22 protein-coding genes, 1 tRNA gene and 1 pseudogene are annotated in these 20,400 nt (G+C 74.5%); 14 read left to right on the top strand and 10 right to left on the bottom strand.

All coding sequences use genetic code 11. The features are described from left to right. Positions 1–48: 48 nt before the first annotated feature. Genes FB558_RS13910 through FB558_RS13895 form a run of 4 tightly spaced genes read left to right on the top strand, consistent with a single transcriptional unit; the run spans position 49 to position 3,619 of the window. Positions 49–2,061, top strand: coding sequence for an Hsp70 family protein (locus FB558_RS13910; RefSeq protein ID WP_342787310.1), 2,013 nt, complete (start codon positions 49–51; stop codon positions 2,059–2,061). Positions 2,062–2,120: 59 nt separating this feature from the next. Continuing rightward, on the top strand, positions 2,121–2,354 hold the full coding sequence (locus tag FB558_RS13905) for a hypothetical protein (RefSeq protein ID WP_142052676.1): 234 nt from the start codon (positions 2,121–2,123) through the stop codon (positions 2,352–2,354). 48 nt (positions 2,355–2,402) lie between these two features. After that, positions 2,403–3,221 carry a hypothetical protein gene (locus FB558_RS13900; RefSeq protein WP_142052673.1) on the top strand — a complete coding sequence of 273 codons (819 nt, stop codon included), beginning with the start codon at positions 2,403–2,405 and terminating at the stop codon, positions 3,219–3,221. 50 nt (positions 3,222–3,271) lie between these two features. After that, complete coding sequence (locus tag FB558_RS13895; RefSeq protein ID WP_425468000.1) at positions 3,272–3,619, top strand: MmcQ/YjbR family DNA-binding protein; 348 nt, start codon at positions 3,272–3,274, stop codon at positions 3,617–3,619. On the opposite strand, the gene FB558_RS13890 is transcribed toward FB558_RS13895, so the two are convergent. Then, complete coding sequence (locus FB558_RS13890) at positions 3,546–4,598, bottom strand: helix-turn-helix transcriptional regulator (RefSeq protein ID WP_211366383.1); 1,053 nt, start codon at positions 4,596–4,598, stop codon at positions 3,546–3,548. The genes FB558_RS13895 and FB558_RS13890 overlap by 74 nt on opposite strands. A 63-nt stretch (positions 4,599–4,661) precedes the next feature. On the opposite strand from FB558_RS13890, the gene FB558_RS13885 reads away from it, so the two are divergent. Further along, positions 4,662–6,932 carry an excinuclease ABC subunit UvrA gene (locus tag FB558_RS13885; RefSeq protein WP_142052667.1) on the top strand — a complete coding sequence of 757 codons (2,271 nt, stop codon included), beginning with the start codon at positions 4,662–4,664 and terminating at the stop codon, positions 6,930–6,932. 25 nt (positions 6,933–6,957) lie between these two features. Further along, positions 6,958–8,151 carry a DNA polymerase IV gene (gene dinB / locus FB558_RS13880; protein WP_142054176.1) on the top strand — a complete coding sequence of 398 codons (1,194 nt, stop codon included), beginning with the start codon at positions 6,958–6,960 and terminating at the stop codon, positions 8,149–8,151. A 10-nt stretch (positions 8,152–8,161) separates the two neighbouring features. Here the strand turns inward: dinB and FB558_RS13875 are convergent, their stop codons facing one another. Continuing rightward, positions 8,162–8,599, bottom strand: a complete 438-nt coding sequence (locus FB558_RS13875) for a MarR family winged helix-turn-helix transcriptional regulator (RefSeq protein ID WP_142052665.1) — start codon at positions 8,597–8,599, stop codon at positions 8,162–8,164. Positions 8,600–8,671: 72 nt separating this feature from the next. Between FB558_RS13875 and FB558_RS13870 the strand changes: the two genes are divergently transcribed. Further along, a complete protein-coding gene (locus FB558_RS13870) occupies positions 8,672–9,832 on the top strand; it encodes a cytochrome P450 (RefSeq protein WP_142052663.1) in 1,161 nt (386 codons plus the stop codon). Positions 9,833–9,851: 19 nt separating this feature from the next. Here FB558_RS13870 and FB558_RS13865 read toward each other — a convergent pair whose 3' ends face one another. After that, entirely contained in the window at positions 9,852–10,550 is a 699-nt protein-coding gene (locus tag FB558_RS13865) for a class I SAM-dependent methyltransferase (protein WP_142052661.1), read from the bottom strand. An 83-nt stretch (positions 10,551–10,633) separates the two neighbouring features. Then, complete coding sequence (locus tag FB558_RS13860; RefSeq protein WP_142052659.1) at positions 10,634–11,089, bottom strand: Lrp/AsnC family transcriptional regulator; 456 nt, start codon at positions 11,087–11,089, stop codon at positions 10,634–10,636. A 62-nt stretch (positions 11,090–11,151) separates the two neighbouring features. Here FB558_RS13860 and FB558_RS13855 point away from each other — a divergent pair, with 62 nt between their 5' ends. The 4 genes from FB558_RS13855 (at position 11,152) to FB558_RS13840 (ending at position 13,752) form a co-directional block, all read left to right on the top strand. Further along, positions 11,152–11,859 carry an AzlC family ABC transporter permease gene (locus FB558_RS13855; protein WP_142052655.1) on the top strand — a complete coding sequence of 236 codons (708 nt, stop codon included), beginning with the start codon at positions 11,152–11,154 and terminating at the stop codon, positions 11,857–11,859. Continuing rightward, positions 11,852–12,181 carry a branched-chain amino acid transporter permease gene (locus FB558_RS13850; RefSeq protein ID WP_142052652.1) on the top strand — a complete coding sequence of 110 codons (330 nt, stop codon included), beginning with the start codon at positions 11,852–11,854 and terminating at the stop codon, positions 12,179–12,181. Before FB558_RS13855 ends, FB558_RS13850 begins: the two co-directional genes overlap by 8 nt. 19 nt (positions 12,182–12,200) lie before the next feature. Next, complete coding sequence (locus FB558_RS13845; protein WP_211366380.1) at positions 12,201–13,010, top strand: alpha/beta fold hydrolase; 810 nt, start codon at positions 12,201–12,203, stop codon at positions 13,008–13,010. Between the two features lie 61 nt (positions 13,011–13,071). Further along, on the top strand, positions 13,072–13,752 hold the full coding sequence (locus FB558_RS13840) for an alpha/beta hydrolase (protein ID WP_142052649.1): 681 nt from the start codon (positions 13,072–13,074) through the stop codon (positions 13,750–13,752). A 25-nt stretch (positions 13,753–13,777) separates the two neighbouring features. Here the strand turns inward: FB558_RS13840 and FB558_RS13835 are convergent. The 4 genes and pseudogenes from FB558_RS13835 to FB558_RS13820 all read right to left on the bottom strand — a co-directional run bounded on the left by FB558_RS13835 (position 13,778) and on the right by FB558_RS13820 (position 15,828). Next, positions 13,778–14,352: pseudogene (locus FB558_RS13835) on the bottom strand (dihydrofolate reductase family protein). 56 nt (positions 14,353–14,408) lie between these two features. Then, positions 14,409–15,239 carry a helix-turn-helix domain-containing protein gene (locus tag FB558_RS13830; protein WP_142052646.1) on the bottom strand — a complete coding sequence of 277 codons (831 nt, stop codon included), beginning with the start codon at positions 15,237–15,239 and terminating at the stop codon, positions 14,409–14,411. Between the two features lie 28 nt (positions 15,240–15,267). Then, on the bottom strand, positions 15,268–15,645 hold the full coding sequence (locus FB558_RS13825) for a VOC family protein (RefSeq protein ID WP_246106415.1): 378 nt from the start codon (positions 15,643–15,645) through the stop codon (positions 15,268–15,270). A 109-nt stretch (positions 15,646–15,754) separates the two neighbouring features. Continuing rightward, positions 15,755–15,828 (bottom strand) — tRNA-Gly (locus FB558_RS13820). A 182-nt stretch (positions 15,829–16,010) separates the two neighbouring features. On the opposite strand from FB558_RS13820, the gene FB558_RS13815 reads away from it, so the two are divergent. From FB558_RS13815 to FB558_RS13805, 3 genes are all read left to right on the top strand, one after another. Then, complete coding sequence (locus FB558_RS13815) at positions 16,011–17,141, top strand: UDP-N-acetylglucosamine 2-epimerase (protein WP_142052643.1); 1,131 nt, start codon at positions 16,011–16,013, stop codon at positions 17,139–17,141. A gap of 21 nt (positions 17,142–17,162) precedes the next feature. After that, a complete protein-coding gene (gene dcd, locus FB558_RS13810; protein ID WP_142052640.1) occupies positions 17,163–17,747 on the top strand; it encodes a dCTP deaminase in 585 nt (194 codons plus the stop codon). A gap of 148 nt (positions 17,748–17,895) precedes the next feature. Beyond that, entirely contained in the window at positions 17,896–18,528 is a 633-nt protein-coding gene (locus tag FB558_RS13805; protein WP_142052637.1) for a DEAD/DEAH box helicase family protein, read from the top strand. Here the strand turns inward: FB558_RS13805 and FB558_RS13800 are convergent, their stop codons facing one another. Continuing rightward, positions 18,529–19,320, bottom strand: a complete 792-nt coding sequence (locus FB558_RS13800) for an ABC transporter permease (protein ID WP_142052634.1) — start codon at positions 19,318–19,320, stop codon at positions 18,529–18,531. Beyond that, positions 19,317–20,273, bottom strand: a complete 957-nt coding sequence (locus FB558_RS13795; protein ID WP_142052631.1) for an ABC transporter ATP-binding protein — start codon at positions 20,271–20,273, stop codon at positions 19,317–19,319. The genes FB558_RS13800 and FB558_RS13795 overlap by 4 nt, the downstream gene beginning before the upstream one ends. Positions 20,274–20,400: the final 127 nt, after the last annotated feature.

Raw genomic sequence — 20,400 nt, 5'->3', positions numbered from 1 at the left:
GCTTCGGTACCGCCGTAAGGGGGGCTGACGACGGGCCGAGATGGCGCGATGCGAGGGTGGGGGGTGGCCTGCAGGCCGACTGCCGGGGGTGAGGGGAAGGCCATGAGCTACCAGCTCGGGATCGATCTGGGCACCACGTACACCGCTGCCGCAGTGTGTCGGTCCTCCGACCGGCGCTGGGTGGAGCCCGAAGTCGTGACGCTCGGTAGCCGGAGCGCCACCGTCCCGTCGGTGATCTTCGTGGGTCCGGACGGGTCGGTCGTGGTCGGTGAGGCGGCCGAGCGCCGCGCCGTCACGGACTTCGACCGCGTCGTGCGCGAGTTCAAGCGCCGCATCGGCGATCCGACGCCGGTGATGGTCGCCGGCAGGCCATGGCCACCCCAGGAGCTCTCGGCCCGGCTGGTGCGCTGGGTCGTCGACCGGGTCGCCGAGCGTGAGGGCGGGCCCGCCGACCGGATCGCGGTCACGCACCCCGCCGCCTGGGGATCGCACAAGAAGGACCTGCTCGGCGCGGCGCTCGCGGGGCAGGGCCTCACGGTCACGTTCCTCGCCGAGCCGCAGGCCGCGGCCCTGTCCTACGCCGCCAACGAGCGGGTCGGCGGCGGGTCCACGATCGCCGTGTACGACCTCGGCGGAGGCACGTTCGACGCCGCCGTCGTGCGCAAGGGCGAGCCCTCGGCGCCGGGTGGTGCCGCCGGTTTCGGGCTGCTCGGCAGGCCGCAGGGCCTCGAGCGCCTCGGCGGCATCGACTTCGACGAGGCCGTGTTCGAGCACGTGCTCGAGGGGATGCCGGACGCGTTCGCACAGCTGGACGAGTCCGATCCCGCCGTGCTGTCGGCCGTGGCGCGCCTGCGCCGCGACTGCACGGAGGCCAAGGAGGCGCTCAGCAGCGACACCGAGGTGTCGATCCCGGTGATGCTGCCGGCCGCCCGTGGCTCGGTGCGCCTGCACCGCACCGAGTTCGAGGCGATGATCCGGCCGCACGTGGAGGAGACCGTCTCGGCGCTCCGCTCGGCGGTGGTCTCGGCGGGTCTGGCGCCCGAACAGCTCACCGCCGTGCTGCTGGTCGGTGGCTCGTCGCGGATCCCGCTCGTCGGGCAGCTGGTCTCCGAGCAGCTCGGCAGGCCGGTCGCCGTGGACGCCGACCCGAAGAACGCCATCGCCAAGGGCGCCGCGCTCGCGGTCTCGCCCAAGCCGACCGTGTCGTGGCCAGGCGTCTCGATCCCGCCGGTGCCGGCCGCGGCGGCGGGTGCGGCGGCGGGCGCGGCCGCGGGGGCGGCCATGGGTGCCCCACCGGCGCGTCCCCCGCGGCCCGGGGCGGGCCCGCAGCTGGGTGGGCGCCACGCCGGCGGCGGTCCCGGTGCGCCGTACGCCGCGGGCGGCACGCCCCCGGGGGGCAACCGCCCCGCCCCGTACGCGCCCGCGGCCATGTACGACGACGACCCCGAGCCCCCCACCACGGAGCTGACCCGGGTCGGGCCCCCGCCGCCGGTACGCCCGGCGGTGGACCCCGAACCGGACTGGGACTACGGGCCCGAACCCGAACCGCGGCGCAGGCCCAGCGGGCTGCTGATCGGTGTCGGCGCGGTGCTGGCCGTCGCGGCCGTGGTCATGGCGGTCGTCCTCTGGCCGACGGCGTCGACCGGTGCCGGCGTGGACGCCGGGGGCGAGGGTGCTGCGCCCACCACCGACTCCGCTCCCGCCGAGGAGGGCTCGAGCGGAGGCGGCTCCGGCGGTTCGGGCAGTGGCGGCTCCGCGCCGGAGGAGCCCGAGACGCCGCCGTCGGGCGCGACGAGCAGCGTTCCGGAGCCGACCGGCGAGGACGACCCGCCCGCCGACGAGGAGCCGACGACGAAGCCCTCCACGAAGCCGTCGACGAAGCCCTCGGACGACGCGGGCTCCGACGGCGGGGGCGCCGGGGACGACACCGGCTCCGACTCTGGCGGCGCGGATAACGAAAGCGGCGGCTCCGGCGATAATGCTTCGGGTGCGGACGGTGCCGGGGGCGGCACTGTCGGTGATGTGCCGGTCGCACCCGACGAGGTCACGGCGCCGATGTGACGGCGCGGTAGGTGAAGGGGAGAACCGCTGTGCTGCGGTTGGGGGCGACGGTCGTCGCCATGGAAGTGGTGGCCCTCGTGGTCGCCTACGGGTACTTCGGGTGGGCGGTGCTCGTGATCGGGACGCCCGCGCTGGTCTTCACCACGGGGGTCCTGCTGGCCGTGCGCGCCTCGGAGGCGCCGCGCCGGAAGCTGCAGGCGCACCGCGCGGCGCGCTGGGATCCGGAGGCGGCGCTGCCGGGTGGGCTGATGAGCGGGTTCTTCGACCCCTCGAAGCAGCGGCCCCAGGGCTGACCCGACCGAACTGCGCGGCCCGGTCGGCCGTGGGGCATGCTGAACGGCGTGCTGGTGGGGATCCTGTTCGCCGCCGTGGCGATGGTCCTCAACAGCTGCGGCGCTCTGCTGCAGGCCGACGGCGCGCGGCGGGCCACGCGCGCCCGACCGGCGATCGTGCAGCCCCGCTACCTCGGCGGCATGCTCGTGGACCTCGTCGCGTGGGGGTGCACGGTCATGGCGCTGCGGGTGCTGCCCGTGTTCGCCGTGCAGGCCGTCATCGGCGGCACGATCGCGCTCACCGCGTTGGTCAGCGCCCGGATGATCGGCGCCCGGCTGCCGCTGACCACCAGGTTGGCCGTCGCGGGGTGCCTCGCGGGCCTGGTGTTGGTGGCGGCCAGCGCGGGCAACGAGCAGCCGCCGGTGCACCGTCCCGGCGTCGACGTGGTGCTGCTGGCGTCAGTGCTCCTGCTCGGGGTGGCCGTGCTGGTGCTGCGGCAGGGCAAGCACGCGTGGCCGCTCGCGGTCGTCTCGGGACTCGGCTTCGGGGGCAGCGCCGTCTCCGTCCGGGCCGCGCACGTCCAGACCGGGGACGGGTTCGACCTCGGGCTGCTGCTCGGACAGCCGTCCACGTACTTGGTGATCGGGTTCTGGCTGGTCGGCATGGTGGGCTACACCGCAGCGCTCAGCCGCGGTGACGTCGGCGCCGTCACGGCGGTCTTCACCGTCACCGAGGTGCTCGTGCCCGGCATGGTCGGGATCCAGCTGCTCGGCGACCCGGTCCGGCCCGGCTGGGCGTGGGTGCTCGCGCTCGGGCTCGCCGCCGCGCTCGCCGGCACGGTGGTGATCGCGAAGGCGCCGCCGCTGAGACCCCCGCGGACCCGGTAGCTCCGGTTCGTCCACGACGGCGCGGTGCGCCGGGGGCCAGGATGGCCGGCATGGACTGGCAGGACGTCGTGGCGATCGCGCGCAGGCTGCCCGAGGTCGAGGAGTCGACCTCCTACGGCACCCCGGCGCTGAAGGTGCGGGGGAAGGGCTTCGCGCGGTTGCGCAGCGAGGCCGAGGGTGGGCTCGTGCTGATGTGCCGGCTGGACGAGAAGGAAGCCCTGCTGGCCTCCGGGGACCCGGCGTTCTACACCACCCCGCACTACGACGGCTACGGGGCGATCCTCGTGGACCTGCGGGCCGTGGCCCGCGACCAGCTCGAGGAGCTCATCGAGGAGGCGTGGCGGGCGAAGGCGCCGGTCCGGGTGCGGAAGGCGTTCGACGCCGCTCCTCGCGGGTGACGCCGGCCAGGGACGGGGCCCCGGTGGTGGCCCGGTCCAGCCGGTCCCGCAGTTGCGCGCAGTACTCGGCGAAGCCCACGGGTTCCTCGACGCGGAACTCGACGCCGAGGGTCGCGGTGACCACCGCCAGCCACTCGAAGGAGTCGACCCAGGTCGTGTAGCGGCAGCGGTCGGGGCCGAGCGGTTCCAGGGTGCCGTCCTGGTGGCCGATCCGGTCGGCCATGCGTTCGACGGGGGCGAGGAACGTCAGCACGGCGCGGTGCCGGGGCGCCTTCAGCACGGCGTCGAGGTAGGCGGCCGCGGACTCGGCGGGCAGCGGGCGCGGGGTGAACCGCTCCCCGGTGGTGCGGGCAGCGGCGACGCGGTCCAGCCGGAAGGTCCGCCAGTCGGCGCGGTCGAGGTCCCAGCCCAGCAGGTACCAGCGTCGTCCGGCCAGCACCTGCCGGTACGGCTCGACGCGCCGTTCCGTCGGCTCCCCGGACCGGGAGCGGTAGCCGAACACGAGCCGCTCGTGCTGCTCGGCGGCGGAGCCCACCAGGCTCAGCAGCCGAGTGCTGACGACGGCGCCGGGCGCGGGCGCCGCCTCGGTGGCGCGGTGGACGGTCCTGACCGTGTGCCGCAGCCGGGCGGGCAGCACCTGCTCGAGCTTGCGCAGGGCGCGGGCCGCGGCGTCGTCGTCCGGCTCGTCGTCGGCGCGGGCGCGGGTGCTCGCCGCGAGCCGCAACCCGACGGCGATCGCGACCGCCTCGTCGTCGTCGAGCAGGAGCGGGGGCATCGCGGTGCCGGCCACCAGCCGGTAGTGCCCGCCGGGCCCCGGCCGGGCCTGCACCGGGTAGCCGAGCTCGCGCAGGCGGTCGACGTCGCGGCGCAGGGTGCGCGGGCTGGTGCGCAGGCGCGCGGCGAGGTCCTGCCCGCTCCACGTGCGGCCGTTCTGCAGCGTCGACAGCAGCGCCAGCATGCGTCGGCTCGGATCGGACACGAGTGCGATGCTGCCACGAGATGTGGCCGATATCTGGCCGCGATCCTCCCTAGCGTCGGGCCCGTGAACCACATCCGTGTCCTGGGCGCCCGGGAGAACAACCTGCGGGACGTCAGCGTCGAGATCCCCAAGGGCCGGTTGACGGTCGTGACCGGCGTGTCGGGGTCGGGGAAGTCGTCCCTGGTCTTCGGGACGATCGCGGCGGAGTCCCGACGGCAGCTGGGCGAGACGCTGCCGTCGTTCGTGCGCAGCCGGCTGCCGCAGCAGGGCCGCCCGGACGCGGACGGGCTCGAGAACCTGTCCGCCGCGGTCGTGGTCGACCAGCGGCGCACCGTCGGCAACGTCCGCTCCACCGTCGGCACGGCCACCGACATCGCCCCGCTGCTGCGCCTGCTGTACTCGCGCGTCGCCACGCCGCACGTCGGCTGGTCGCCCGCGTTCTCGTTCAACGACCCGAGCGGCATGTGCCCGCGCTGCGAGGGCCTCGGAGCGGTGGTCGACATCGACGTCGAGCGGTTGGTCGACCGCGACCGCTCCCTCGACGAGGGGGCGATCCGCTTCTCGACGTTCGCCCCCGGTACCTACCGGTGGAAGCGGTACGTGCACGCGGGCCTGTTCGACCGCGCCAGGCCGCTGCGCGAGTACCGCGCCGACGAGTGGGACACCCTGCTGCACGCCCGGGAGCTGACGCCGCCGCACCCGGACCCGGAGTTCCCCCGCACCGGCACGTTCCTCGGGGTGCTGCCGCGGTTCCGGCGCGACTACCTCGAGGGCGGGCACAGCAAGGTCCCGCAGCGGGTGCGCGACGAGGTGGAGCGGGTGGTGGTGCGCCGGCACTGCCCCGAGTGCGACGGCGCCCGGCTGAACGCCGCCGCGCGCGCCGCGACCATCGCGGGCCGCACGATCACCGACTGCGGCCGCATCGAGCTCGCCGAGCTCGCCGCGTTCCTGCGCACGATCGCGCACCCGGTGGCGGCACCGCTCGTGCGGGCCGCGGCGCACCGGCTGGACGCGCTCGTCGCCGTCGGGCTCGGCTACCTCTGCCTCGACCGCGCGACCCCGACGCTCTCCGGTGGCGAGTCCCAGCGCATCACGCTGGTGCGCCACCTCGGCAGCAGCCTCACCGACCTCACCTACGTCCTCGACGAACCCAGCGCCGGCCTGCACCCGCACGACGTCGGCCGGTTGGTCGGGCTCCTGCGGCAGCTGCGCGACAAGGGCAACACCGTGCTGGTGGTGGAGCACGACCGGGACGTGATCGCCGCGGCCGACCACGTCGTCGACATGGGGCCCGGGGCGGGCACCGACGGCGGGCGCGTGGTCTACGCCGGTGACGTGGCCCGCCTGCGGCGCACCGACACCGCCACCGGCCGGGCGCTGCGCCGCCGCCCGGTGCTCACCCGCGCGCCGCGGCGACCGACCGGGGAGCTGCGGATCAGCGCGGCGTCGGTGCACAACCTGCGCGACGTCGACGTGGTGGTCCCCCGCGGCGTGCTCACGGCCGTCAGCGGTGTCGCGGGGTCGGGCAAGAGCACGCTGGCCACGGTGGTGCTGCCCCGCGCCCATCCGGACGTGGTGGTGGTCGACCAGTCGCCACCGCGCGGTTCCCGCCGCTCCACACCGGCCTCCTACCTCGGGGTCCTCGATCCGGTGCGGGCCGCCTTCGCCGCTGCGCACGGCGTGCCGGCGGCGCTGTTCAGCGCCAACTCCGACGGGGCGTGCCCGACCTGCCGGGGGCGCGGTGTGATCGAGACCGACCTCGCCTTCCTCGAACCGGTCAGCACCACCTGCGAGGCCTGCGGTGGCTCGCGGTTCTCCGTCGAGGCGCTGCGCCACCGGCTGGACGGGCGCACGATCGCCGAGGTGCTCGCGCTCACCGTCCGCGAGGCGCTCGAGGGGGTCCGCGTGGCCCGCGCCCGGCCCGCCCTCGACCGCGCGGTGCGGTTCGGGCTCGGCCACCTGACCCTGGACCGCCCGCTGACCACGCTCTCCGGCGGCGAGCGGCAGCGGCTCAAGCTCGCCGCCGAGCCCGGTGTCGAGGGCGGCGTCGTCGTGCTCGACGAGCCGACGGCCGGGCTGCACCCCGATGACGTCGCCCGGTTGCTCGAGGTCCTGCACGGGCTCGTCGACCGCGGCGGCACGGTCGTCGTCGTGGAGCACGACCTCGACGTCGTCGCCCGGGCCGACCGGGTGATCGAGCTCGGGCCGGGTGCGGGACGCGACGGCGGCCGCGTGGTGTTCACCGGGAGCCCGGCCGAGCTCGCCGCCCGGGTGGACTCGGTCACGGGCCGGCACCTGCGGCGCGCGCTCGCCGGGACGGCTCACCACGGGTGACGTTGTCGGGGTGCGATGCGAACATGTGTTCGTGTCCGGGGCGTCCATCCTCCACGCCGACCTCGACGCGTTCTACGCCTCCGTCGAGCAACGCGACGATCCCCGCCTGCGCGGGCGCCCGGTGATCGTCGGGGGCGGGGTCGTCCTCGCCGCCAGCTACGAGGCGAAGGCGTGCGGGGTGGCCACCGCGATGGGTGGGCGCCAGGCGCTCGCGCTGTGCCCGCACGCCGTGGTCGTGCCCCCGCGCATGGCGGCGTACTCCACGGCGAGCAAGGCCGTCTTCGAGGTGTTCCGCAACACCACTCCGCTGGTGGAGGGCCTCTCCATCGACGAGGCGTTCCTCGACGTCGGGGGCCTGCGGCGGATCGCGGGCTCCCCGGTCGAGATCGCCGCGCGGCTGCGGCACGAGGTGCGCAGGCGGGTCGGCCTGCCGATCACCGTGGGCGTCGCCCGCACGAAGTTCCTGGCCAAGGTGGCCAGCGGCGTCGGCAAGCCGGACGGCCTGCTGGTGGTACCGCCGGACGGGGAGTTGGCGTTCCTGCACCCGCTGGCCGTCGAGCGGTTGTGGGGCGTCGGCGAGGTCACCGCGGCCAAGTTGCGCGAGTACGGCATCGGCACGGTCGGCGAGGTCGCGGCGCTGCCGGAGTCCGTGCTGGTCTCGGTGGTCGGCCGGGCGCTCGGGCGCCACCTGCACGCGCTGGCGCGGGGCCACGACCCGCGCGGGGTCGTCGTCGGGCGCCGGCGCGGCTCGATCGGCTCGCAGCGGGCCATCGGGCGGGGGCCGCACACCCCCGAGTACCTCGACGAGGTCGTCGTGGGGCTCGTCGACCGCGTCACGCGCCGCATGCGCCGGGCGCACCGGGTCGGGCGCACCGTCGTGGTGCGGCTGCGTTTCGCCGACTACTCGCGCGTGTCGCGCTCCCACTCGCTGGCGCAGCCGACGTCCGGCACCGGGGAGGTCCTCACCGCGGTGCGGGCGCTCGTGGCCAGGGCGCGGCCGCTGATCCGGGAGCGCGGCCTCACGCTGGTCGGCATCGCGGTGGGCAACCTCGACGACGACTCCGTCGTCCAGCTCGAGCTGCCGTTCGACGAGGGCGCCGCCGACGCGCTCGACTCCGCGCTCGACTCGGTGCACGAGCGGTTCGGCACGTCCGCCGTCACCCGGGCCGTGCTGCTCGGTCGCGATCAGGGCCTGTCGGTGCCGCTGCTGCCCGACTGACGGTGGGAGGTCAGCGGTCCGGGCCGGCCAGTTCCCGGAACCGCGCCAGCACCGCGTCGAGGGCGTGGACGTAGGCGTCGAACAGCTCGGGCGGCATGTGCGCGAACAGCGCGAGCGCCAGCTCGTGGCGGCCCCGGACCAGCGCCGCGGCCGTGCTCCGCCCGTGCGCGGTCGGCGTGACGAGGGTGGCCCTGCGGTCGGTCGGGTGCGGCTCGCGCGTCACGAACCCGGTCTCGACGAGCGCGTCGACGATGCCGGTGACGTGGCGGGCGCTCACGCCCATCGCCTGCGCGAGCGTGCGCTGCGGCACCGGGCCGTGCTGGTGCAGCTCCCACAGCAGGTGCGCGCGGGAGCGGGTCAGGCCGTCGGCCGCCAGTCCGCGTTCCATGTCCTCGTTCACGAGCACGGCCAGTTCGAGGGTGCGGCTCAGCGCCTCGTCGACACTCATCCTTCTCCAGATGATGAACTAGCTTCACTATGTGCTAGGTTCAGTTTAGCCGACCCGACCCCGGAGGCGCTCGTGGACATCACGGTCCCCACCCTTCCCCTCGACCGGCCCGCGGCGTTCGGTCCGGCCCCGGCCTACGCCCAGCTGCGCGCGGTCGCACCCCTGGTGCGGGTGCTGACACCGGCCGGTGAACCGGCGTGGGCCGTCGTGGACGCCGCGACCGCCCGCCAGGTCCTCTCCGACGAGCGGTTCCGGATCACCCCGCCCGGTGCGGAGGGCACCGGTTCGTTGCACTCCGACGGGCCCCCGCACGCGCGGCTGCGCAGGCTCGTGGCGCGGGCGTTCACGCCCCGCGCCCTCGCGGGCTTCCGCCCCTGGATCGCGCAGCACGCGGCGGGCCTCGTCGAGGACCTGGAACGCCGCGGGCCCGGCAGCGACCTCGTCGCCACGGTCGCGCGACCGCTGCCGCTCGGCGTCACCCAGCACCTGCTGGGGATCCGGGTGGCGGACCAGCACCGGTTCCACCACTGGGCGGACGCCGTGTCCGGCCTCACGGCCGGTGCCACCGGGGCCGACGTCGAGCGTTCCTGGGCGGAGTTCGCCGGGTTCCTCACCGGCGTGATCGCCGAGAAGCGGGCGGAACCGGGTGCCGACCTGCTCGGGCAGCTGGTCGCGGTCCGGGACGCCGTCGACGGCGGGCTCGACGACCACGAACTGCTCACCACGGTGCTCTCGCTCGTGGCCGGCGGGTACCTGACGGTCGCGAACGCGCTGTCGATCGGTGTCGTCGAGATCGTCCGGTCCGGTGGCTTCGCAGGCCTCGACGAGCCGGCCGCGGCGGCGCGGGCGGCCGAGGAGGTCGTGCGCCTGCAGATCGGGCTCTCCGGGGAGGCCTTCCCGCGCTGGGCGCGCGAGGACGTGCGGTTCGGGGACGTCACCGTCGCCGCGGGCGAGCAGGTGCTGGTGCGCCTCGAGGCGGCCAACCGGGACCCGGCGCGCTTCGCCGACCCGGAGCGGTTCGACCGGGACCGCGCACCGAACCCGCACCTGGGCTTCGGGCACGGCCCGCACCACTGCATCGGAGCTCCGCTCGCCCGCATCGAGCTCGCCGCCGTGCTCGCCGCCCTGGCCCGCAGGCTGCCCGGCCTCGCGCTCGCGTGCGACCCGGAGGAGGTGCCCTGGACCGGCAACCCGCTCGACGACGGGCCCGCGTCGCTGCCGGTCACGTGGTGACCTCCCCGGAGAGACGGGGTCAGCGCCGGGCCAGCACCAGCACACCCCGCTTGGTGACCGGCAGCGGCAGCGGGCCGCGCTCGGCCACCGCGTCGGCCAGGCGCTCGGCGTCGCCCGCGGGGACGAAACGGGCCCGCAGGTAGTCGCGCACGGCGTCGTGGTCGGGCAGCGTGACGAGCGGCGCGTCCCACCCGTCCGTGGTGACGGCCCCGAAGACCCCCGCCACCACCTCCGGCGCCTCCTCCGCGTCGAACGGGGTGCGCCCGGGCCGCCAGAACGGCGCGAGCTCGGGCGAGTCCGCGCGCGCCGTCGCGCCGGCGAGGAGCAGCCCACCGGGTCGCAGGACGCGGTGCGCCTCCCGCAGCGCGACCGCGGGCCGGTCGAGGTGGTCGAGCACGTTGACGCCGACGACGGCATCCACGCTCGCGTCCCGCACGGGGAAGGCCGTGACGTCGCCGCGGACGACCGTGCCGTGCCGGCGGGCGGCCCGCAGCAGCGGTGCGGCGGCGTCCAGGCCCACGACGTGCAGCGCGGTGCCCGCCGCCGCCGCGGCCAGGGCGCCGTCGCCGCAGCCTGCGTCGAGCACGGTGCGCACACCGGCGGCCAGCAGGTGCTCGACGACCCGGGTCTGCAGGTCCGCGTGCGAGTACCAGGCCGTGAGGCGCACGCCGAGGCGGTACCGCTCCGGATCGGCGTCGTAGTCGCGGCGTGTCGGCACGGGAGCATGGTGCCCCAGTCAACACCGTAGCGGGCAGGACGTCGCCGACCTCGGCACGCACCCCGTGGCCGCGAAGTCGGGCCTCAGTCGCGGGTCTTGATCCGCTTCATGGTCTGGTGCGAGACGACCCGGGACACGGCCGGCAGCCCGAGCAGCTTCATGTGGTGCTCCTCGTAGGCGGCCTGGTCCGCGACGAGGACGCGCAGGAAGTAGTCCGGCCGTCCGAAGAACCGGCGGAACTCCACCACCTCCTCGAAACCCGCGACCGTGGCCTCGAAGTCCTGCAGCGTCGCGAGGTCGGTGACCGTGATCTCGACCGAGACCATCACCTCGAAGCCCTGCCCCGTGGCGACCGGGTCGACCGTGGCCCGGTAGCCCGTGATCACGCCGGCCTCCTCCAGCCGCCGCACCCGGCGCAGGCACGGGGGCGGCGTGAGCCGCACCCGCCGGGCCAGCTCGACGTTGCTCAGCCGGCCGTCCTGCTGAAGGTGAAACAATATTTCTCGATCGATCGCATCAAGCCGATACTGATTGCGCACGGTCCCAGGATAGAGTCACAAATGGAAATCATCGTGCGCATGATCGGACTTATGGTTGCGCCATGTCCGAGTGTGCCGCCGGAAGGTGCCGTCCCGAGGTCCTGCGTGCCCTGGGCGACGCCCTCCCCGTCGGGGTCGGCGCCGCGGCGATGGGCGTGGCGTTCGGGGTTCTGGTCTCCCACTCCGGCCTGGCGTGGTGGTGGGCCACCGTGTTCGCCTCGGTCGTCTTCGCCGGATCCCTGGAGTTCGTCCTGCTCGGCCTGGTCACGGCGCTCGCCCCGCTCGGCCAGATCGCCGCTGCCGCGTTCCTGGTCAACGTCCGGCACGTGTTCTACGCGCTGTCGTTCCCGCTGCACCGCGTACCCGGCGCCGTCGCGAAGGCGTACAGCACGTTCGCACTCACCGACGAGGCGTACGCCGTCACGGCGCGTCCGGAGGCCCGCACCTGGAGCCGCGCACGCATCCTGTGGTTGCAGGGCTTCGTGCACGTGTTCTGGGTCGGCGGGGTCACCTCCGGAGCCCTGGCCGGCACGCTGATCCCGGGCGCGGTGGCCGGGCTGGACTTCGCGGTCACCGCCCTGTTCGTCGTGCTCGGTCTCGACGCCTTCCGCGCGCACCGGGACGTGCCCACCCCGCTGGTCGCCCTCGCCTGCGCGGTGGGGGCGCACGTCGTCGCCGGCGAGCAGATGCTCGTGGTCGCGATGGTCCTGTTCACCGCGTTCCTGCTCGCGCGGTACGTGCTCACGCGAAGGACCGCGCAGCGTGCCTGACGCCGGCTACCTCGTCGCTGCCGTCGCCGTGTCGGCGGCGATCACCTGGGCCCTACGGGCGCTCCCCTTCGCCGTGCTCGCCCCGCTGCGGCGCAGCGCGCTCGTCGCCCACCTCGGTGCGGCGACGCCGGTCGGGGTGATGGCCATCCTCGTCGTCCACACCCTGCGCCACACGGATCCGGCCGTGCCGCCGTACGGGGCCGCGGTCGGCGTCGCGCTCGCCGTCACCGTGGCGCTGCACCTGTGGCGGCGCAGCGTCGTGCTCAGCATCGCCGGCGGCACGGCCGTCCACGTGCTCCTGGTGTCGGCCGTGGCCGGGTAGGGCCCTATCTTCGCGACCCGTGCCGGAGATCCACCTTCCGAAGATCCACGTGACGGTGTGGGACGGACCCGAGAACGCTGCCCGCGCGGTCTTCGTCCACGGTTCGACGACGTGGGGGCCGTCCGCCTTCGCGCGGCAGCGTCCGCTCGCGACCGAGCACCGGCTGGAGCTGGTGGACCGTCGGGGCTACGGGCGCAGCCCCGACGTCGAGCACAGCGACGCGGTGCTGGACGCCCAGGACCTCCTCGACGTCCTGGGTGGCGGGCCGGCTCACCTCGTCGGGCACTCGTTCGGAACCGTCGGCGCGCTGCTGGCCGCGGGCCGCGCCGTCGACGCCGTGCGGTCCCTGACCCTGATCGAGCCGTCCTGCTACCGCGCGGTCGCCGACGACCCCGTCGTGGGCGCCGCGCTGGAGCGGAACCGGGCCGCGATCGCCGCGTTCGGCGACCGGCCCCTCCCGTCCGCGGAGGACTACCTGCGGCTGTCGACCGAGTCGGTCGGGATGCCACCCCTCGAGCCGACCCCGGAGCGGCTGCGCGCCGCCGGCACGGCCATGCGCGAGAGGCCGTGCTGGGACGTCGAGGTGCCGATGGAGGAGGTCGCGGCGGCCCCGTGGCCCAAGCTCGTGATCAACGGCAGCTGGGAGGACGCCCCCGCGGCCTACCGGGAGGCCGGTGGCGTGCCCCTGATGGCCTGCGGCCGGGCCACCGCCACGCGGATCGGCGCCGAGCTGCTGGTCGTGCCCGGCTCGGCGCACGAGCCGCACTGGGACCAGGCGGAGATCGTCAACGATGCGCTGCGCCGGACCTGGGCCCGCGCCGGCGGGTGACCGGAACCCCGACCCGCCCTGCGGACCGGTCCGGACCGGAACGACCGCCACCATGACCGCCATGGATGTCGTACTCGTTCCTGGAGCGAACCACGGCGGCTGGTGGTACCGGCCGGTCGTCGAGCGCCTGGAGGCGCTCGGCCACCGCGGCATCGCGGTGACGCTCGACGGCCTCGACCCGGCCGAGCCGGAGCCGGACCGCCCGATCACCCTGGAGACGCACGTCTGCGAGCTGGTCGACCTCGTTCGCGGCCTGCCCGAACCCGTCGTGGCCGTGGGGCACAGCTACGCGGGCAGCGTGCTCAGCGGCGCGGCCGACAGGGCCCCTGACCGGTTCCGCAGCCTCGTGTACGTGGACGCGTTCGTCCCCGAGGACGGCGACTCGGCCTGGTCGATGACCCTCGGCTGGGAACACGAGTGGTACGTCGACGGCTCCGGACGCACCGGGCGCTACGTCGACCCGCTCCCGTTCTTCGACGAACGCGCCGTCGCCCACCCGATCGCGACGTTGCTGCAGCGCTCACGGCTGACCGGTGCGTGGCGGACGGTGGCCGACAAGCACTACGTCGCGGCGATCTCGCAGGACTGGCTGCCGCAGTCGCCGTTCGTCGAGACGGCCGCGGGGCTGCGCGCGGACCCGGCCTGGACGGTCCACGACCTCGACGAGACGCACGACGTGCTCGCCTCCGGCCCGGACGCGCTCGTCGGCGTGCTGGAAGAGGTGCTCGCCGGCCTGCGCTGACGCGGCCGGTGTCAGTGCGACGGGGTCATTTGCGGACCCGGAAGCGCAGGTGCAGGACGCGGTTGCCCGGGACGACCTCGTCGGGTCCTCGAGCAGGACCTGCGTCGAGAGCGGTCCGAAGTAGCGCTTGCCCGTCCCGAACACCACCGGCACCACGTCGAGCGCGACCTCGTCGACGAGGCCGGCCGCGAAGATCTGCCCGCCGACGTCGCCCGCCGCGATCGAGACGACCCGGTCCCCGGCGAGCTCCTGCGCGAGGCGCACGGCTGCGGTCACGTCGTCGACGAAGTGGAACGGCGCCGCCGGGTCCCAGCCCTCGGGTGCCGGCCGGTGCGAGACGACCACGCCGTGCTCCCCGGCCGGCGGCCGGCCTCCCCAGCCGTCGGTCATGTCGAAGACGTGCCTGCCGACGACCAGCGCGCCGATCGCGTCCAGCATCGGCCGGTAGTAGTCGTGGGACTGCCTCGTGACGAGCGGGCCGTCGTCGTACAGCGGTGTGTCACCTGTCGCGAACCAGTCGAACAGCGGTCCCACCTGGTCGTCCGCCGTCGCGATGAACCCGTCGACCGACACGATCGTCTGCATGACCACCTTGCCCATGCACCGATCCTGTCCCGGCACTGCACGAGCCGGCTTGTAGAAAACCGAAACCGCGGTCACGCGTGCGGCAACAGCCCGACGTCGAGGGCGTTGCCGGGGTGCTCGGCGGCGAAGCGGCGGCGCAGGCCGAGGTAGCCCGTGGGCGTGAGCCCGGTGAACTGCCGCAGCTCGTGGGTGAAGTGGGGCTGGTCGTGGTAGCCGGCCCGGTGCGCGAGTTCCGCCCAGTCCACGCCGCGGGCGGGGTCGATCGACCGGACGACCTCGGCGAAGCGGTACGTCCGCGCCAGGCGCTTCGGCGTGGTCCCCACCAGGTGCTTGAACCGCGTGGCGAGGTGGGTGCTGCTGACGCCGGCCGTCTCGGCCAGGCTCGCGATGGACACGCGGCCCGCGCTCCGGCCGATCCGGGTGCTCGTGTCGTGCACCAGCCCGAGCCCGCGCACCGGTCTCGCACGGGCCAGGAGCGCGGCTTCGAGGACGTCGAGCATCGCCCCCGGTGTCGCGGCGCCGTCGAGGCGGTCGGCCAGCTCGTCGACGGCGGCGGTGCCCCACACCGCCCCGACCGGGACCGGCAGGCCGAGCGACGCCGCGGGCACGCCGGTGAGCGGCGTCAGCCCCCACGGCTTGAGGTGCACGCCCACCGATCTCGTGCACGGGGGGTACTCGAAGGTCGTCCGGCAGGTCGGCGTGGCCCACGCGAACCCGTCCGCGAAGTCCTCGCTCCCGCCCGGGTGGGTGACGCGGAACGGTGCGGCCAGGTTGATGACCACCAGCGCCGAGGGCATCGGCGGGATCGCGAGCCGCGGGTAGGGCGGTGTGCCCGCGAGGTAGTAGAGGTCGTCGACGATCGGCGCCAGCGGGGCTGCGGGCGCCCGGGCGACGTACTCCATCCGCCGAGTATCGCGGCACCGGCGCTGTTCATCGCGGTGGTCGGCCCTGCGCGGGCTGGAGGAACTCCAACCGGTTCCCGAAGGGATCGGCCGCGTAGACCCGGCGGAACCCGGGGAGGTCCGCATCCCACGTCATCGCCTGGCCTGCGGCCGCAAGCCGCCGAACCACCTCGTCGAGGTCCTCGACCAGGATGCCCGGGTGCCCCTTGCGGGCCGGGCGGAAGTCCTCCTCGACGCCCAGGTGGAGCTCGACGTCGCCGGCGCGGAACCATGCGCCTCCGCGAGAGGCGAGAACCGGCGGTTTCGGGATCTCGGCCATCCCCAGGACGTCCCCGAAGAAATGACGCGCCTCGTCCTCTCGGCCTGCGGGCATCGCCAGTTGCATGTGGTGGAGGCGTGTGAACACGTGACGAGTGTGTCGCGACCGGCCGCGCCCTTGGCCCGACGAGCCGAGTGCACGCGGGAACGACGAAGGCCCAGGTCCGGCATATGCTGCCTGACCTGGGCCTTTGCGGTGGAGCGGATGACGGGAATCGAACCCGCGTATTCAGCTTGGGAAGCTGATGTTCTGCCATTGAACTACATCCGCGTGCTGTGCCAGCAAGCCTAGCAGCTCACGCTGCGTCACTGGCAAGGTCTCTTCCGTTACCCCAACAGGGTGGTTCTCACCCGTACGGAACCTCCGGGTGGGTCGAACCCTCGACGCCTGGTCGATGCCCGGTTCACACTCCATGGACCTCGTTCTGCCAGCTCCCCGGCGAAGGACCCAGCATGACCGAGTTCGAACCACCATTGGGCGGCCTGCCCGTCCCGGAGCACGATCACGACATCCTGCTGGTCGCCGGAAGCCGTCCGGACGTCGCGCGGCTCGCGCCCGTCGCCACGGCGTTCGCTGACGCCGCCCGGATCCAGGCGCTCACCGTGGCCACCGGCCCCGACCCGATGACCGTGCACGAGGCGTTCGAGGCGCTGGGGGTGCCCGCCGACGTCACCCAGCTGCTGCGCGAACCCCCTGACCCCCAGCCGGCCGCGATCGCGGCCATGCTCATGACGCGGATCGACGAGCTGCTCGTCGACCTCGACCCATCGGCGATCATGGTCTACGGCGGCGGGATGACGTCCGCGGTGGCCGCCCAGGTCGCGTTCTGGCGGCAGATCCCGGTGGTGCACCTGCAGAGCGGCGTGGCCACCGACGACCTGCTCTGCCCGTTCCCGCAGGAGGCCAACCGGCGGATCATCGGTCAGCTCGCGTCGTTGTTCCTCACCACGGGCGACTCCGGGCTCGGGAGCCCGGTGGGGCCGAACGCCATCACGGTCGGCGACACGATGACCGTCAACCCGCAGCCCGCCGACCTGCGGTTCGCGCGGCTCGTGCGACGGGTCCGGGCCAACGGGCCGCGGCTGGTGCTCGTCGGGCTGGACCGGCCCGACTCGCTCGGCGTCCTCGCCGGCCTGCCCGACCTGCTCGAGCGCGAGCCGGAGATCGAGATCGTCGTCTTCGGCGAGCTGGCGGCCCACGGCGCCGCCTACCCGTTGCTGCAGCACGAGCGGGCCACCGTGGTGCGCACGTTGCCGCTCGCGGAGCTCGTGCAGCTCGTCGCGGCCAGCGCGGTGCTGGTGTCCGACGACCCGGAGCTGGTCGCCGACGCGCCCGGCCTCGGCACGCCCGCCGTGCTGGTCGACGGGCCGCACGTCCAGGAGCCGGGCGACTCGATCCGCAGCATCCTCAGCCCGGCCGTCATGACCACGGTGCGCCAGGTGCTCGCCACGGCCGGCATCACGCCCACCACGCCCGCGGACGGCCTCGCGGCCGCCCGGGTCGAACAGGCCGTCGCGTGGATGTTCGGGCTCTGCCCGTCGCCGCTGCTCACCTCGCCGTTCCCGAGCAACACCGAAGTCTGAGCACCTCGCTACCCTGACCGGGTGCTGCTGTCGGACGGAGACCTGCGCAAGGAGCTCGACGCGGGTCGGCTGGTGCTCGATCCGTGGGACGAGGCGATGCTCCAGCCGTCGAGCGTCGACGTGCGCCTGGACCGCTTCTTCCGCGTGTTCCAGAACTCCCGCTACACCCACATCGATCCGGCGCAGCAGCAGGACGAGCTGACCTCGCCCGTCGAGACCGAGGGCGACGAACCGTTCGTGCTGCACCCGGGCGAGTTCGTGCTGGGGTCCACGTTCGAGGAGGTGTCCCTGCCCGACGACCTCGCGGGGCGCCTGGAGGGCAAGTCGAGTCTCGGGCGCCTCGGCCTGCTCACCCACTCGACCGCCGGCTTCATCGACCCCGGCTTCACCGGCCACATCACGTTGGAGCTGTCCAACGTCGCGAACCTGCCGATCACGCTGTGGCCGGGGATGAAGATCGGGCAGCTGTGCCTGTTCCGGCTCTCCAGCCCGGCGGAGCGGCCCTACGGCAGCAACGGCGTCGGCTCCCGCTACCAGGGGCAGCGCGGGCCGACGCCGTCGCGGGCGCACCTGAGCTTCCACCGCGCCGACACCCGCCGCCGCTGAACATCTCGGTGGAGGACGGCGTCGCGGTGGCACTAACCTCCCCCGCGTGATGCAGCAGTTCATCTTCCGCCTCGCCTGACTCGGCCCCGATCCCGGCGCCGCGCCTCCTGCGCTCGGTGCCTCCCGAGTCATGCCCCGAGGGGGAACCATGCTGTTGCTCGTCTCCGGCGCGTCCGGCGTCGGCAAGACCACCGCGCGCCTGCACGCGCGCCACCTGTTCGAGCGTCGTCACCTCGACGGCGCGTACGAGACCGCCGAGCTGTTCACGCTCGGCCCGATCCCCGCTGTCCCGACCGTCGCCTGGCGCCAGGAACAGGTGGAAGCCGCGGTCCGCCGCGCGATCGCCCTCGAGGCCGAGGGCAGGCACCTGCTGTTCGCGGGCGACCCGGTGCCGGTCGGCGAGGCGCTGGCCGCGCCGAGCGCCGACCGGATCGACATCGCCGCGTGCCTGCTCGACGTCGACGAGGACGCCCATCTCGCGCGTCTCGCGAAGCGCAACGAGCCGGAGGAGCTGATCCCGCTCCACCGGGGCTTCGCGACCTGGCTGCGGGCGCACGCCACTGATCCCGGGCACGTCCCGGAGGCGGTCACCACCGACGCCTGGCCGGAGATGCGCTGGGGGCGGTGGGTCGGTCGGGCGCCCGGGCCGGAGTGGGCGATGACGGTCGTCGACACCTCACGACTCCTGCCCGAGCAGGTGGGGGCCGAGGTCGTCGACTGGTGCGGGCGCGCGGTGGCCGGGGATGCCCCGGTCTTCCGGGCGGGCTGGTTCCGCCGCTGATCACGCTCCGCGTGGCCGGTGCCGCGGGCCCCATCGGAACCGGCGCACGGCGAGGACCCCGAACACGACGGGCCACGCCACCAGTGCGATGAGGGCGGGCACGACCGCGGGCAGGCCGCCGAGCGCGGCCTCCCAGGTCGTGCCCGTCATCGCCAGCCGGGCGAGCTGACCGACCGCGCCGCCCGGCACCACCACGAGCGCCTGCCACCAGCCGCCCAGCGGGGCGATCGCCAGCACGATCGCGGCGCCGAGCAGCACGAACACCATCGGCAGCGTCGTGATCCGGGCCCGTTCCGGGGTGGGGGTGGCGACGCCGGTCGCGAGGCCCGCGGTGATCCCCCACGCCAGCCCGCCGACGACCGCGAGCACCAGCGGCACCGGATCGGCCGGCGCGGGTACCCCGGTCAGGACGTCGACCACGGCGAACACGGCGAGCTGCGCGAGCCCGAGCAGCACGATCGGCAGCACGGTCGCGATCAGGAGTTCGGCGTCGGCGAGGCAGGTCGTGCGCATCCGCTCGAGCACGCGGGTCTGGCGGCGCACCACGAGCGTCTGCGTCACGGTCGCGTAGACGCCGATTCCGAGCACGAGCGCGAGCTGCAGGGCGATGACGACGGCGAAGGCGACCGGACCGCCCTCGGTTCGGACGGGAAACGCGCAGAGCACGCCGAGCCCGACCGGGACCAGGAGCGACGACACCGCCACGGTCCGGTTCCGCAGCAACAGCCGCACCTCGGCACCGGCGAGCGCCCGCACGCGGCTGGTCGACGTCGAGGTCGCATCGCTCGTCATCGCTGCTCTTCCTGCTCGCTCCCGCGCACCGAGTGGTAGATGTCGGCGAGCGAGGCCGGTGCCGTCCGCAGGTCGGACAGCCGCACCCCTCGAGCGGCTGCCCGACCCAGGAACGTCGCCAGGTCGTCCTGCATGTCGCCGGTGCGCACCCGCACGCGGTCGTCGTCGTACTCGACCGCACCCCGGAGGACCGGCAGCGGCGGCTCCCGGCCAGGTGCGAGCGCGGCCGAGAAGCCCGCCGGCTGCGTGGCGACGATCTCCGTGAGCGTGCCGGCCACGGCCACCCGGCCCGCGTGCATGATCGCGACGCAGTCCGCGAGCGCCTCGGCCTCCTCCGGGTGGTGCGTGGTCAACACGACGGTCCGGCCCGCCTCCTGCAGCTCCTGGATCGCGTCCCAGGCACGCCTGCGCGAGGCCGGGTCGAGGCCTGCCGTCGGCTCGTCCAGGACGACCAGCTCCGGCGACCCCCACACCGCCAGCGCCAGGTCCAGCCGCCGCTTCTCGCCGCCGGACAGCCTCCCCACCGGCACCGCGCGGCGCTCCCCCAGCTCGAAGCGGTCCATCAGCCGCTGCGGCCGGTCGGGCCGATCGACCAGCCGCTGCCACAGCTCGAGCGTCTCCTGCACGGTCAGCTCCTCGGCGAAGCCGCCCTCCTGCAGCTGCACCCCCATGCGCTGCCGCAGCGCTGCCCCGTCGGTAGCCGGATCGAGGCCGAGCACGCGGACCGTGCCGGCGCTGCGCCTGCCGAACCCCTCCAGCACCTCGAGCGTGGTGGTCTTGCCCGCGCCGTTCGTGCCGAGCAGCGCGAAGACCCCGCCGCGGCGCACGTCGAGGTCGATGCCGCGCACCGCCTCGAAATCGCCGAACCGGACGTGCAGGTCCCGCACGGTGACCGCGGTGCCGACGCCCGGCGGCGCCGTCGTGCGGGGCGGCCGCCGCGTCGTCCCGGTCATGCTCCCCAGGTTCGCGGCCGAGCCGCGGCGCCCGGTAGTACCGGGGCTCACCGGTCGCGCTGACGCGCACCACGGGAGTCGATGACAGCTGTCATCGCCGGTCAGCGGCGTGCGTCGGCTACCGTCC

Source organism: Pseudonocardia kunmingensis, assembly GCF_006716445.1.
Classification (GTDB): domain Bacteria; phylum Actinomycetota; class Actinomycetes; order Mycobacteriales; family Pseudonocardiaceae; genus Pseudonocardia; species Pseudonocardia kunmingensis.
This window is presented reverse-complemented; position numbering and strand designations above follow the sequence as displayed.